The organism is Maribacter polysiphoniae (assembly GCF_003148665.1).
Lineage (GTDB): Bacteria > Bacteroidota > Bacteroidia > Flavobacteriales > Flavobacteriaceae > Maribacter_A > Maribacter_A polysiphoniae.
Genome location: NZ_QGGQ01000005.1, coordinates 103456 through 118062, shown reverse-complemented (window position 1 = coordinate 118062; position 14607 = coordinate 103456). Strand labels below are relative to the sequence as shown.

Sequence of the window (14607 nt, the reverse complement as noted above, 5' to 3'; positions counted from 1 at the left end):
GATGAAACGATTTATAGGATTCATACAAAAAGAATTTTACCATATTCTACGGGACAGACGATCGCTGTTCATCCTCTTTGGTATGCCCATTGCCCAAGTGTTACTCTTTGGCTTTGCCATAACCAATGAAATCAACAATGTGGACATTGCCATCCTCGACCATTCGAAAGATGCAACCACCAAGGAAATCATCGCTAAAATAGCCGCATCCAAATACTTCAGCATTAAACAGGTCATTGATAATGAAGCAGCCATAGAACCCGCTTTTAAAAAGGGACATATCAAGGCGGTATTGAATTTTGAAAACGATTTCAGCAAAAAACTGATATCCGAAAACAAAGCGACCATACAGATATTGACCGATGCCACCGATCCCAATACCGCGAATACCATAAGCAACTATACGGCCTCCATCCTAAAAAACTATCAAGGGGACCTCAATAAGGGAGCCACATTATCCTATCAGATTGTACCCAAAACCCGTTTGGCGTATAACCCTGAACTTAAAAGCGTTTTCATGTTCGTACCAGGGGTCATGACAGTCATTCTAATGCTGGTCTCCGCGATGATGACCTCCATATCGATAACCCGTGAAAAGGAACTAGGTACCATGGAAATCCTGTTGGTGTCTCCCTTAAAGCCCTTTCAGGTCATTATCGGAAAAGTAGTGCCCTATATACTACTTGCCGTCATCAATGCCATAATCATTGTTTTATTGAGCCTTTTTGTTTTTAAAATGCCCGTTGAAGGAAGCTTCTTCCTCTTGGGGGCTGAAAGTCTCCTGTTCATCATCAATGCCCTATCGTTGGGGATATTGATCTCTACCATTGCAACTTCCCAACAGACCGCCATGATGGTCTCACTTATGGGGTTAATGCTACCCGTAATTTTACTTTCCGGATTTATCTTCCCTATCAGCAGCATGCCCCTACCCTTACAGCTGTTAAGTAATATCATTCCGGCCAAATGGTTTATCATCATCATTAAAGGCATAATGCTCAAAGGGGTAGGTATTGAATATTTATGGAAAGAAACCTTGATCTTGATTGGGATGACCTTGTTCTTTATTGCCTTAAGTATCAAAAAATATAAAATCAGATTGGAATAATGAACATCATCCGCTATATCATTCAAAAGGAGTTTAGGCAGATCTTTAGAAATAAGGCCATGCTTCCCATCATCTTTATCATGCCCATGATCCAACTGATCATTCTTTCGAATGCGGCAACGTTTGAGGTCAAGAACATCAAGTTTGGATATATCGATAATGACAAGACTTCCTTTTCAAGGGAATTGGTTGAAAAATTCAATGCCTCGACCTATTTTAATGTTCTTTCCGATTATCCTACAGCAAAAAAAGCCAAATCCGCCATGCTCAATGGGGAGGTCGATGTCGTTCTTGAAATTCCCCAACATTTCAGTCGTGATCTGATAAAGGAAAAAAAATCGGACCTATCAGTGACCATTAATGCCATTGACGGTGCCGCAGCCGGGGTTGAAAACGTATACGTGAATCAAATCGTTCAACAATTCAACAGTAAAATAAGGGTAGGCCTAATGCTTCTAGGCACTCCCGAGGTACAGCCCCAACTCATAGAGACCATTCCCCTATTTTGGTACAATGAGACATTGAACTATAAAACCTTTATGGTGCCAGGTATTTTAGTGTTGCTGGTGACCATGATCACCCTCTTCCTCTCTGGAATGAACGTGGTTCGGGAAAAGGAAATCGGCACCTTGGAGCAAATTAATGTCACCCCGATCAAAAAACACCAATTCATCATTGGCAAACTATTCCCTTTTTTGATATTGGGACTCGTCCTATTGACCGTTGGACTGATTATTGCCAAACTAATATTCGACATTCCCATGGTGGGAAGTATCCTGCTAATGTACGGCTATACGATTATTTATATCCTTGTGATCCTCGGTATTGGTTTGTTTATCTCAAATTATACCGACACCCAACAACAAGCCATGTTCATTGCCTGGTTCTTTATGGTTATCTTTATCTTGATGAGTGGTTTGTTCACCCCCATTGAGAGTATGCCCGAATGGGCCCAGATTTTGACCGAGTTCAATCCCATCAAATATTTCGTTCAAGTCATGCGAATGGTAATGCTCAAAGGTGCTGGAATTTCCGATATTTACCCCCAAGTATTGAAAACGCTTCTATATGCGGTTGCAATGAACGGCTTGGCCGTAATGAGTTACAAAAAGTTCTCCTAGTATAATTTAAAGGATAAAAAAATGGGTTCAAAAACAGACATAACCAACAGAGATGACGTTTCATTATTGGTGAATACGTTCTACAAAAAAATACGGAAGGACGATATATTAGGACCTATCTTCAACAACATTATTTCCGATTGGGACGCCCATTTGGAATTGCTGACCGATTTCTGGGAAACACAATTGTTCCTCAAACGGAAATACTATGGCAACCCTGTAACCGCACATCAGGAAGTAGACGACAAAACAAACCATACCATTTCATCCGAGCATTTCGGTTTTTGGCTAAACCTTTGGTTTGAAACCTTGGACGAATTATTTGAGGGTGAAGTCGCATGGATTGCCAAAAACAGGGCCCAAAAAATGAGCACCATGCTATTCATGCAAATGTACCAGCATCGGAAAAAGTAATCTGCCAATTCCAAAATACCCCTCTTCGCATAAAACCTTTGAACAGCCATTCATGCTACATAAATTTTAATTCGGATATATTTGTCCTATTTAAAAATAATACTATCTTTGTATGGGTTGGATTAAGGAAGTGCAATGCCAACAAACCGGGGCACGTACTGACCCACGATGCTGGGTAATAGATCAACACACGAACCCCGAGGGAGGGCTGAATTTATAAAAAACAAAATCATCTTAAGCTTAAATAGGACAATTTTATCCTATTCAATCCTAAAACAGTCAAAAACAAAATCAAAGCTATCATGGAAAATACACTTAAAACAAACATTGGCGAAATAGTGGCCGAGGATTATCGCACCGCACAAGTCTTTAAAGCGCACAATATAGACTTCTGTTGCAGGGGCAACAGGAGTATTCAGGAAGTGGCCGAAAAAAACAAATTGGATGCGGATCAACTTTTAAGGGAGATTGAAGAGGTATTGAATCAAACCCATACCGATACTATTGATTTTAAATCATGGCCCTTGGACCTACTTGCCGACTACATCGAGAAAAAGCATCACCGCTATGTAGAAAAACAAATTCCCGTATTAAAACAATTCTTGGCAAAACTATGTCAGGTTCATGGGGAACGCCATCCAGAACTATTTGAAATTACCGATCATTTCACAAAGTCCGCTGATGAATTGACCAAGCACATGAAAAAAGAAGAGTTAGTGGTTTTTCCTGCCATACGCAAAATGGTAAAAGCCACACAAAATGCCAGTGTTTTGGACAACTTTCATTTTGGAACCATTCAAAATCCAATCCAGGTGATGATGCAGGAACACGATAATGAAGGTGAACGATTTAGGCAAATAGACGCCTTAAGCAACAACTACACCCCTCCGGCAGATGGTTGCACCACATACAAGGTAGCTTTTTCGTTGCTCAAAGATTTTGAAAATGACCTACACAACCATATTCATTTGGAAAACAACATCCTATTCCCAAAAGCTGAGGAATTGGAAAAACAATTGGGCGATCCACGATAAAGGCCATACGAAAGAATGAAAACATCACCCATAAAAAGGAGTAAGGCATTAATGCCGGTAAGTCGTGACCATCATCACGGCTTACTCCTTTGTTATAAATTACGGACTGGCTTTAGCAAGGACATCGCCCCTGAAAGAATGAAACGGTACACCGATTGGTTCTTTAAAACACACCTCATACCCCATTTTGAGGTGGAGGAAAAATACATTTTCCCCATTTTAGGCAACCAAAATGAACTGGTAAAAAGGGCAATTGCCGAACACTGCGCCTTGGTTGGTCTTTTTGAAAGCTCCCATGACATTGAACTATCGTTGCATCACATCGAAGAAACCTTAAAACAACACATACGTTTTGAAGAACGTGAATTGTTCAATGCCATTGAAAAGGTCGCCACCCAAGCCCAACTAGCTTTGGTTGCTGAATTTCACAAAGATGAGGATTTCGTAGACAATCAAGACGATCCCTTTTGGGAATAAAAGACGGATAAACTTATTGTTTACTAAAGCGCAGGTCAATTCATCCTATTGACAACGAAATAGATAATAGTAACCCCTCAATACCAAAGTTATCTTTTGGCGTTTAAAAGTATTTTGGAAAGCACCTTCCCTTTCAATGCCCTGTAATTCCTAAGATGCTCAAGATATAGGTTTCGATGCTTCTCATGATTATTCAGATAGAAGGCATCACAAGCCATGTCATCGCATTCCTTCGCATTCCGCATCGCGGTCTCATAACGGTACATTGCGCCTGATTTCAACGTATTCTCACGACGCATGGCCAGTAGTTGGGTATAGAGATTGGCATCGTTCAACATGAGGTTTTCAATATCTATGAGAAAATCCAATTCCTGGTTGATATACTCCAAACTTTCTGTCCAGCCCTCCAGTTCCTTTTTATCCTTCTTGAACATGATCCTGCTGTCGGACTCATGTTCGTAAAATAGTCGCGTGCTCATAATACCATGCTAGCATTTAATTTTTGATTTCCCTGCTCCACTTTCTCAATCGTTAAGTTCTGTTCCCCCGAAGGAAACTCCCAAACTATGGTATCACCCTCCGCATAACCAATAACCGCAGAACCCATAGGTGTCAACAACGAAATCCTTCCGTGCTTAACATCACTTTCCGCGGGTGTGACCAAAGTGAATTCCTTATTCCATCCTTTTTCAGAAACTATAGTTATAGTACTATTAAAGCGAATCACATCCTTGGGCATATCCTTTTCGTCGCAGATTTTTGCGGATTCCATCTCACTATTCAACTTTTTAATGGATTTTCCCAAGGTAACATCCTTGTAATACCTCGAGAGATTCATTAGCTTTTTCAGCAGAACATATTCCTTCTTTTCTATGACTAAATTTCCGTATTTCATTTTTTCCTTATTTAAGTTTTAGACTACCTCCATTGATAAAATGGGAGCAACCCAATTATTTACCAATAGACATAGGGTTAGAAGGCCCAAGGATTGAACCATCATCCTTATTCGGAATATGGTCAACGCCCTGAGCCTACTCCCCACATGGGGAAACAATAAGATATTGACTATCTATTTACACTCTTTTTCCCGTTGATGTATCATGGGAAAATTCCGCGTTGCTCATACGCTTGTTCCAACCTTTCTATTGCAATGATAAAAGCAGCAGACCTCATATCAACACCCCTTTCCTTGGATGTTTTGAGCACCTTGCTAAACGACCCCCGGAGTTTCTTTTCCAGCTTTTCCATTACCTCTTCCAGATGCCAGATCTCCCCGTTCCTGTTTTGGAGCCATTCATAATAACTACCGATAACACCCCCGGAATTACATAATATATCGGGAATGATATCAATGCCTTTTTTCAACAAGATCTTCTCTGCCTCTACATCAGTTGGCCCGTTGGCCCCCTCAGCAATCAAGTACGCCTTTATACTTGATGCATTTTCCGCAGTTATTTGGTTACCCAAGGCGGCTGGTACGCAGATATCACAATCCAAGCCAAAGAAATCCTTGTTCTCTATTGCTTGGGCATCCGCGAAGCCTAATATGCTACCCTTATTGGCTTGGGAATACTCCAATAGCTTTTCGACCGAAATACCATCCTCATTGTAGATACTACCAAAAGCATCTTGGACAGCGGTCAATATCGCTCCTTCCTTTTCAAGAAAATAAGCAGTCCAATACCCTACGTTACCAAAACCCTGTACGATGAATTTCTTGCCTTTAAGGTCGACTTTCTTGTTTTCGGCCCAAAACCTGATACTTAGGAAAACACCATATCCTGTGGCCCTATCCCTTCCCTCTGAACCTCCAACACCTAAAGGTTTTCCGGTAACGACATGCATGTTCTTAGATCGCTCGTTGGGCGATTTGGTAGACATATACGTATCCAATATCCAAGCCATTACCTGTGGATTCGTATTTACATCGGGTGCAGGAATATCCAACTCCGGCCCAATATTATCACCCAAGGCATAAGTAAACCTACGGGTAATCCGTTCCAGTTCTGATTGGCTATATTTAGAAGGAAGCAATTGAATTCCCCCTTTGGCCCCACCGTAAGGCAGACCTGCCAAAGAAGTTTTCCAGGTCATCCACATGGCCAAAGCCCTGGCGGCATCAATATCAACCGTAGGGTGATATCTCAATCCTCCTTTGTAGGGACCCAACGCGTTATTATGCTGCACCCTATACCCAGTGAAAACCTCTACTTCCCCATTATCCATTCGGACCGGAAAATGCACGACCAATTCGTTATTGGTCACTTCCAATATTTTACGGATATTGGCGTTTAGGCCGATAATATCGGCGGCATGGTTGAACTGTCGCATAACGTTGTCCAACATACCCTGTTTTTGTTGCCTTTTATTCTTTGGCGTTTTTGTTATCATCTACTTATTATTTAAAACTAATTGTCTTTGGTTTTTACTCCTTTTAAAATTAACATTATTATGCTTACCATAAGCTATTCCTTCATCCAAATAATGCTCATAATCACTACACGAGGTAATATTACTTTTGTCCGTTGTCAATTCACAAAAGGATATAAACCGACATGTAGAGCAAATACTTCTATTATATTTTTGTCGCATCTATATTCTATTTATAACTCCTATTAATATCAGAAATACCTAACCGACTCTCCCTATAAAAACCAAACAAATTCACTTTCGGGAAAGCCGGATAGATAACACCACCAAACTAACTATTTTGAACATCGTCAACATGACTGTGCATTAATTTCCAAGTCCTTGGATATAAACCTGTGGTTACCTAAGAATTGGCGACCTTCATTATGTTTGACCCTGAACTGCATTGTACCCTATTTAATTTTTTACCCCAGTAACGACTATTTTGTTACCAGCAAGACATTTTTCGCAATTTGAACTACCATACCAATCTATATGAACTGATTCTTTGGATATTTAGGCAGTACGTTCATGAATACTTCTTCCGAAATATTCACTTTAAAATGTTTAGGGCTTTGTTGTACCCTCTTTATTTTAAGTTTGATAATATTGGAAGGCAGACCATAATTGATACAATCTCCTTCTGACAAACCTATTACAGAGGCACCCAACGTACTTTGTACGGATAATTTATCCTTTTCAATATCCTTTTCGGAGGGCAGTACCAACTGGAAGGTTTTACACCACCCCAATTCGCTGCGCACGGTAACAATCGAATACAGCCTGACAACATCTTCCGGAATATCTTCCAAATCATATATCCGGGCGTCTGACATATTCTCCTCTAAAGCCTCCAATGCATCTTTATGGGCATAATCCTCGATATAGTGATTCAACTGCACATAGCGCTTTATCATCACAAAATCCTTCTTCTCAAAAACCAGACTTCCATATTTCATTTTTTCTTCCATATTCCCCCTTTATTGTTCCCACGGTCCATACTGACCGAAGTACCATTTACGGCTTTCCATTTCCCCTTTTGTAATAGATGGGCCCTTGTCCTTCGAATAGCCTGTACAAAGAATTGGGTCATCATCGATTTCCGTTTTCCCATATTGGGCAAAAGGTATGCCCAAGGAATGAACAGATGACCGACTTAAGCATAACCTGCTGAATATATGTGACTTATAAAGACAAATAAAATAGGGTCCCAAAAAACAATCGGGGAGTTTTACCCCTGATGGGGAATTTTTACCCAGTACGTTATTTCAATTTCTCACGCAAGGTCTTGCGATCGATCTGAAGAATTTCGGCCGCCTTAGTCTTGTTTCCCTGGGTATGGTTGAGCACTTTTTGAACATACTCTTTCTCCATCTCATGAAGGGAACGGAAATTGGAATCGGGAAAGTCAATTTGAAATTTCAACTTATCTGGCAAGTCACCGACATCTATAGTACCATCGCTCATAATGATGGCCCGTTGAATGACATTCTCAAGTTCACGTACATTGCCTGGCCAAGGGTATCTTTTCAATATTTGAAGGGCATCTGGTGAAATCCGCAACAACCGGTCTTTGTATTCGATGCCATATTTTCTTATAAATTTCCCGACCAAAAGCGGTATGTCCGATTTTCTTTTCCGCAATGGCGGCACATCAATCTCAACCACGGTCAATCGATAGTACAGATCTTCCCGGAACCTCTTGTTTTCAATTTCTTCCTGCAGATTGGAGTTGGTAGCGGCTATCACACGGATATCTACCTTTTCTGTTTTCCTGGCGCCTACTTTAGAAACTTCCTTTTCCTGTAATGCCCGTAATAATTTACTTTGAACCGCTAGTGATGCCGTTCCGATTTCGTCCAAAAACAAGGTACCCCCTTGGGCTGCCTGAAAGAATCCGTCCCGGTTTTCATTGGCCCCTGTGAAGGCCCCCTTAACATAGCCGAAGAATTCCGACTCCTGCAAATTTTCCGGAATCGCACCACAATTGACCGCTATAAAAGGAGCCCGGGAGAACTTACCCGAATAATGGATAGCCCTTGCCACCAATTCCTTTCCTGTTCCACTCTCCCCTTTGATCAGAACCGTAGCCTTATTGTCCTTTACCCTTTCTATAATATCCGTAACTTTCCCGTATGTTTCGGATTTGCCCACCATATCGGGGTACAAGCCATCTTGGTTGGCACTGATGGTCTTCTTGGAATCTTTTCGCCTAGAGCCTTGTTCAAAAGCCTTTAACACCGCTTTTCGGAGCTCCTCCTTGGTAAAGGGTTTGGTCAAATAATCGGTAGCGCCTGCTTTAATGACCTCCAAAGCACCAGAAACGGAAGGATACCCCGTAATGACCAATTTCGGCATTTCCGGATAATGTTCATCGGCAAATTTCAACAACTCCAAGCCATCAACCCCAGGCATCTGAATATCGGTAATCAACAAATCAATATAGGAATCTTTCAAAATATACAAAGCCTCCTTTACAGATACAGCCTTATAGGTATGATAATCCATGGATTGTAGATGGCGCTGTAATAGCTCCAAAATATCGATATCATCATCGACCAATAAAATATTCTCCTTGTGTAGCATAGTTACAATTTAGGAAAGTTGACGGTGAATATAGTACCCTTGGGTTGATTTTGCCTATGGGTGATACTTCCCTTGTGACTACTGATAATACCATGTACCACACTTAGCCCCAAACCAGAACCATCACCAATCGGTTTCGTGGTGAAAAAAGGTTCAAAGATCTTATCCCCTATCCCAGGATCAATACCTGGACCTTCGTCCTTAATATGGATTTTGTTGTTTTTTGTGTTTCCTTCCACCTCAACGGTAATTTTCCCTCCCTCCGGAGAGTAATATACCGCATTCATAATAAGGTTAAAAAGTACTTGGGTCAATTGTACCGTATCGGCCCTTAGTTGAATATCCGCAGTATCTAAAGACTTTACCAATTGTATTTTCTTTGCTTTTAAGGAAGGCCGTAATAGCTGTAAAACGTTATCAATAATCGGGTTTAGCTGAATTACATCCATTTCTTGTGGCATCTCGCAGGCGAAGAACATCAATTTCTTTACGATCTCGCGACTAAAGATGGTATTGTCAACAATCTTCTGCAAGTCCCGAGAGGCTTCCTTGTCCGATATCCTTTCCTTTAGCAATTCGGTGAACCCCAAGATATTGGCCAAGGGTGTGTTGAGCTCATGGGCAATACCGGCGGTAATCTCACCCAAAATGTGCAACCTATCGGTCCGTTCCATCTGCCGCTTTACCTTCTCCTCACTATCCTTTATCTGTTTTCGCTCCAATAGGTTAGACACTGCCAGACTAATATTATCCAACAGTACCTCTTCCTCCTCCAGAAAATCGGATTTTGAATATTTATACTCCGGATATCCAACTAGAATATGGCCATCAACCTTATTAAAGACCTTGATTTCAGATTTTATGGTAGCCATTAAGGGGCTGAATCCCTTTGTCTTTACCCGGTATATACCACTCTTTATCTCGACTTCCGCATCCTTATCGAATTGCCAGGCTTTTTTTAGGCAGTAAGCAATGGCCTCGAGTGAGATATGGAGTTGATCGTAATCCGAATTAACAATGATCGAGGTTACTTCATGAAGACATGTAAGCTCCTTGATCCGTTCTTTTAATATAGCCTCGGTTGAATTCATCCGTACTAAAATAATCGTTAGTAATGATGGGGTTTGGAAACTTCAATAGATCATTCCAATTCCCCTTGCCCTTTTCGTACAAGCAAGGTAACCAAACTTACAAAAACCAGTAAACTCGCAAGGGCCAAACTTCCATAATACCCCTTAAAAATACCAAAACCCAACCAAGAGGCGATACCCTTATAGAAAATCAACCCTTCAGTAAGAACAAATCCAATAAAAAACAGGACAAAAGCGCCTACCGATAATTTCAACAACCTAAAATAATCAAGGAACAGGAATAAGCCCATCGACACCACACCTAAAAATGTCAAATGCAGATACCCTATGGTAAAATCGGTAATCGATGCCGCCAAACGTGCAAAATATGGAAATGCCGATACCCATTGCAGGAACATTTTGAGGGCCAAAAGCACTCCAATGGTAATCAATACTTTATTTTGCAATGGATTGAAGATTTTTGTCAGAGCTCCCATAACCTTCCTACTAAATACAAAAAGAACGGCCAAAGCCCCAATTTGAAGCACGGCACCCATACCTCCCAGAACGTATAGGAACATGCTGGGCTTCGTCCACAAGGTGGAGAGAAAGAACGAGGCCAGGATACCCAAGTTGATCATCCAAAAAAACTGTCTAAAGGTTTTCCGGGGCACCTTTATCCCTTTTCCTTCGATCACATAAATGAACAATCCCAAAAGGGCAAGAACCATCCAACCATTATATTGAAAATGCAGGTAAAAATATATCGACAATCGATACCAAATAGACCCTGCACCCAAGGTATTCATTATTATACCCAAACACCAAGGTCCTATACTGGACAATACCATGTACCATAGGGCAAGCTTTATACACTGATATGAATTTGTATGTATGTATTCCGCAGGGATATGTTTTAAAAAAAACCATACAAACCAATACGAGGCCAATAGGAACAAGGTTGAAAAAACAATGGAGAAAAGGGCATATCCCTGAAAAGGGAATGTCACCAACATACCTACCAAGGTCAATTGGGTAAACCAAAAGATACGCCGATATTTTACTTCAAGGGCCTTATTGGCCAAGAACAACTTATAAATCAGGGTCGTCAAACCCATATAGACCCAGCCCATCAGGGCAATATGCGAATGTCCGTGCACAACGAACTTATAATTGATGGGAATTTCAAAAGAGTGGAAAGACCGTAATACCACCCCAAAAAAAGCTGCTATTATAAAATAACCCAGCGCTACGTTTATATGCCTCTTAAGATTCATTTTGCAAACAACTTCTTTGAAGCGAATGTAGTTTAAAAATCCTTTCTCTTCGATTTATAAGCCAATCGCCAAACGGGAAGAATTGTCCATAACACCAGCATACCCAAGGAAACGAATAACCCTAAATTGGTACCGAAATAGGATTTGAACACGGCTCCCGTATACCCCAACAATGCCGAAATATCCAATTTCAACAAAATCAGGGTCCGTGATAAATCGATCGGGTTGAAGGTGGTAGCCACCAAAGAAAAGGAATCCAACGGGTATTCCTCAAAGATTATCAATGATAACAAAAACAACCCATCATAGATAACGGCCAAGAACAACCACATGAGAACGGCATAACCGAAACCCTTGATTTTATTTTCATTGGACAGGGCTATATTAAATGCCAATGCCGTAAATATCATGGTCAAGAATGCCCCAGTTATCAAGAGTAATGAAAAGTCCCAAATGGCATCGCTACGGAACAATCCGTAGAGCACAAAAGGAACTCCCAGTCCCAAAACAAGACTCAGTGTCAAGGAACCCGCAACACCTAAATACTGCCCCAAGAATATGGAGGTTCGTTTTAAGGGTTGTGCCAACAGCAGTTCTGTAAATTCCTTGGAGTTATAAAAATACATAACCCCGAAAATCGTACTGATCAAGGGTACAAGAACAATAATCACATTCATTAGGGTGATGACCGCCTTCGAAAGATCCTGGTTCAAAAAAAGGAGAACAAAACCCAATGCCAAGTAAAAAAGGAAGTACACATAACTCCATCGACTTCGCATTAAATCGTAAAAACTATATTTAAGTATCTTAAGCATTTGTAGTATGGGTTGATATTGCCGCTATGGCATGTTCAAAATCATTTTGTTCAGTCTTGGCCATCAAATCATCAATAGTTCCTTTAAAGTAGATATTACCCTCTAAGAGGTAGACGATCTTGTCTGCCATTTCTTCGACAAATTGCATAATATGGGTTGTGATCAAGATGGTTTTCCCTTTGTTCTTTTCCTGCAAGATCAATTCCTTTAACTTGATCAAAGATGCGGGATCCAATCCTGTGGTCGGTTCATCAAGGATGATCAAGGGACTATCGAACATAAAGGTCAATACGATATTGACTTTTTGTTTGGTACCTCCCGAAAGCGTTGCCAATTTCTTGTCCAAAAAGGGTTCAAGGCCAAAAAGGGTTATCAGCTCTTGTTCCTTACTTGGCTTTTGACGTAGATCTTTGATCATACGAATCAACTCCTTCACCTTAAGGTTACCCGGAAAATTGGCGATTTGTGGTAAATAATCGATTTCCTGACGGTATTTCCAGTTTTTCCTGACGGATGACCCCAAGACCGAAAGACTGCCCTTATTAGGAACAACCATTCCCAGAATACTCTTGATCAAGGTAGTTTTACCAGAGCCATTTGGACCCAACACGGCAAAAATACCCCCTTCATCAATATGCAAGTCCAAATGGGAAAGCACTTGGTTCTTTCCAAATTTCTTATGTAGATTCTCTATCTGTATCATTCTGCTTTTTTCATTAATGGTAGGGCATCCAAAAGATTATCGGGTGTAAATACCGGGGATACTTTTTCTGAAAAATCGATGATATCCATAAACAGACTGCGCAATAACACAATTGTTTCCGGTGTTCGATTCACAATGTATGAAAACAATTTCACGGGACGGTAGGGCACATCCCCTATTCCGTCTTTATCCAGATCATATCCCGTATAATTACTCCAATAATTATTCTCGAACTTATTGTCGTTTAATTTACTGTTATAGGAGATATCAAAGGAATTGTAAAGGAAATTATTATGCTCGAAAGAATTGGTATAACAAGCCCCAAGAACCTTTACGGCCCAGCCGTTATTGATGAAATCGTTATTCTTATAGACAATACGGTTTGAACCTTCAATATTGATCCCTATTGTGTTCTCTTCAAAAGTGTTTCCGATAATCTCTGCATCGTTTATTTCCTTGAGTAACATACCAAAGGCCGCAGTACCCCAATTTTGTCGAAAGATGTTGTCTTCCATTCGAATGCGCTTGGAAAACATGACCGCTACACCCGCGCCATTTTTTTCGAAAGTATTATTCGTATAAACATCATCATCTGAAAACATAAAATGCAGGCCATACCTAAGGTTATTGGTACTCTCATTGTCATTGATGGTAATGTGGTCTGAAAACTCCAAATAAATACCATCCCTTACCCCTTGCACAATATTACGATCAACCTCAACATGGTGTGAATACCACAATTGAATACCGTTGCCGGAATTATACTCATCTACGGCATCCCCGATAATCTTATTATGATACACTTTACCGTTATTTGATTTTTCAAGATAGATGCCAAAAAAAAGTTTCTCCAACACCACGTTCTGTATAAGGAAGTTTTCGCTTTTAACAACCCGTATGGCAGCATAATCACTTGTGTAACTCGTACCGACATTGATAATGAAAAGTCCGTCAATGGTAACATTATCGGAAACGACCCGTATGATCTCGCCCTGGTCTTCCCCATCGATTACAGGAAAGTTCTCACCCAATAAGGTCAGGGGTTTGTCGACAAGGATATTAAATTCCCTGTACGTACCCTTTTTGATTAGAAGGGTATCAAAATCGGCGGCTTTCGTTATCCCCTCCTTTATCGATTTCACTTCACAATCGGAACAAACGGGTATGGTTTTGGCCCAAAGGGAATTCCCGATTAGAAATAGTAGGATAAATAAATGTCTCGCGCTATTTCCCATTATCGAACCACCAAAAATTTAGAATTTACAACCGCTTCCACCCAATGTTTCTCTTCTTTTGGAAAATTAAAATACTGTTGTTCCCTTAAATTGTGGTTCTCCCCATTGATATGAAAGATCACCTCTCCTTCCAACACCACTAAATGAGCGTGTTTGGGTGAAGTATGTTCCGGGAAAACCTCTCCTTTTTCCAAACTGATATTGAGTATTTCGTAATTAGGGGTCTTTACCAACTTTTGCAATTGGAACTTATCAAAACCCTGTTCTACTACTTGGTTACTTACTTCATACATGGTATATCATCTTTTTATTGAATAATGGGAAATAAAAATCAAGCGACATCATACGCCCTTTTATC

General features: G+C 40.5%; 17 protein-coding genes. 5 read left to right on the top strand and 12 right to left on the bottom strand.

The genetic code is table 11. The features are described 5' to 3' along the window. Position 1: 1 nt before the first annotated feature. The 5 genes from LX92_RS12345 (at position 2) to LX92_RS12325 (ending at position 4154) form a co-directional block, all read left to right on the top strand. Positions 2-1108: an ABC transporter permease gene (locus LX92_RS12345; protein WP_109651018.1), complete on the top strand. Its 1107-nt coding sequence runs from the start codon at positions 2-4 to the stop codon at positions 1106-1108. After that, positions 1108-2229 (top strand): ABC transporter permease, encoded by a 1122-nt coding sequence (locus LX92_RS12340; protein WP_109651016.1) that lies wholly within the window; start codon positions 1108-1110, stop codon positions 2227-2229. The genes LX92_RS12345 and LX92_RS12340 overlap by 1 nt, the downstream gene beginning before the upstream one ends. 21 nt (positions 2230-2250) lie before the next feature. After that, on the top strand, positions 2251-2643 hold the full coding sequence (locus LX92_RS12335; protein WP_109651014.1) for a group III truncated hemoglobin: 393 nt from the start codon (positions 2251-2253) through the stop codon (positions 2641-2643). A gap of 302 nt (positions 2644-2945) precedes the next feature. Next, entirely contained in the window at positions 2946-3677 is a 732-nt protein-coding gene (gene ric / locus LX92_RS12330; protein WP_109651013.1) for an iron-sulfur cluster repair di-iron protein, read from the top strand. Positions 3678-3692: 15 nt separating this feature from the next. Further along, positions 3693-4154: a hemerythrin domain-containing protein gene (locus tag LX92_RS12325; RefSeq protein ID WP_109651011.1), complete on the top strand. Its 462-nt coding sequence runs from the start codon at positions 3693-3695 to the stop codon at positions 4152-4154. An 89-nt stretch (positions 4155-4243) separates the two neighbouring features. Here the strand turns inward: LX92_RS12325 and LX92_RS12320 are convergent, their stop codons facing one another. From LX92_RS12320 to LX92_RS12265, 12 genes are all read right to left on the bottom strand, one after another. Beyond that, positions 4244-4633 (bottom strand): hypothetical protein, encoded by a 390-nt coding sequence (locus LX92_RS12320; RefSeq protein ID WP_146197828.1) that lies wholly within the window; start codon positions 4631-4633, stop codon positions 4244-4246. After that, positions 4630-5049 (bottom strand): GreA/GreB family elongation factor, encoded by a 420-nt coding sequence (locus LX92_RS12315; protein WP_109651007.1) that lies wholly within the window; start codon positions 5047-5049, stop codon positions 4630-4632. Before LX92_RS12315 ends, LX92_RS12320 begins: the two co-directional genes overlap by 4 nt. A 203-nt stretch (positions 5050-5252) precedes the next feature. Beyond that, the gene (locus LX92_RS12310) at positions 5253-6545 is read right to left on the bottom strand and encodes a Glu/Leu/Phe/Val family dehydrogenase (protein ID WP_109651005.1); all 1293 of its coding nucleotides are present in this window, start codon (positions 6543-6545) and stop codon (positions 5253-5255) included. Positions 6546-7054: 509 nt separating this feature from the next. Continuing rightward, positions 7055-7534 (bottom strand): GreA/GreB family elongation factor, encoded by a 480-nt coding sequence (locus tag LX92_RS12300; protein WP_109651001.1) that lies wholly within the window; start codon positions 7532-7534, stop codon positions 7055-7057. Further along, entirely contained in the window at positions 7519-7677 is a 159-nt protein-coding gene (locus LX92_RS22440) for a hypothetical protein (protein WP_170117843.1), read from the bottom strand. Before LX92_RS22440 ends, LX92_RS12300 begins: the two co-directional genes overlap by 16 nt. Before the next feature lie 149 nt (positions 7678-7826). Next, entirely contained in the window at positions 7827-9149 is a 1323-nt protein-coding gene (locus tag LX92_RS12295; protein WP_109650999.1) for a sigma-54-dependent transcriptional regulator, read from the bottom strand. 2 nt (positions 9150-9151) lie between these two features. Beyond that, positions 9152-10240: a sensor histidine kinase gene (locus LX92_RS12290; protein WP_109650997.1), complete on the bottom strand. Its 1089-nt coding sequence runs from the start codon at positions 10238-10240 to the stop codon at positions 9152-9154. A gap of 50 nt (positions 10241-10290) precedes the next feature. After that, positions 10291-11496, bottom strand: coding sequence for a hypothetical protein (locus LX92_RS12285; protein ID WP_109650995.1), 1206 nt, complete (start codon positions 11494-11496; stop codon positions 10291-10293). A 32-nt stretch (positions 11497-11528) separates the two neighbouring features. Then, positions 11529-12311, bottom strand: a complete 783-nt coding sequence (locus LX92_RS12280; RefSeq protein WP_109650993.1) for an ABC transporter permease — start codon at positions 12309-12311, stop codon at positions 11529-11531. Next, a complete protein-coding gene (locus LX92_RS12275; protein ID WP_109650991.1) occupies positions 12304-13014 on the bottom strand; it encodes an ABC transporter ATP-binding protein in 711 nt (236 codons plus the stop codon). Before LX92_RS12275 ends, LX92_RS12280 begins: the two co-directional genes overlap by 8 nt. After that, positions 13011-14249 (bottom strand): nitrous oxide reductase family maturation protein NosD, encoded by a 1239-nt coding sequence (locus LX92_RS12270; protein WP_109650989.1) that lies wholly within the window; start codon positions 14247-14249, stop codon positions 13011-13013. The genes LX92_RS12275 and LX92_RS12270 overlap by 4 nt, the downstream gene beginning before the upstream one ends. Beyond that, entirely contained in the window at positions 14249-14542 is a 294-nt protein-coding gene (locus tag LX92_RS12265; RefSeq protein ID WP_109650987.1) for a cupin domain-containing protein, read from the bottom strand. The genes LX92_RS12270 and LX92_RS12265 overlap by 1 nt, the downstream gene beginning before the upstream one ends. Positions 14543-14607 lie beyond the last annotated feature (65 nt).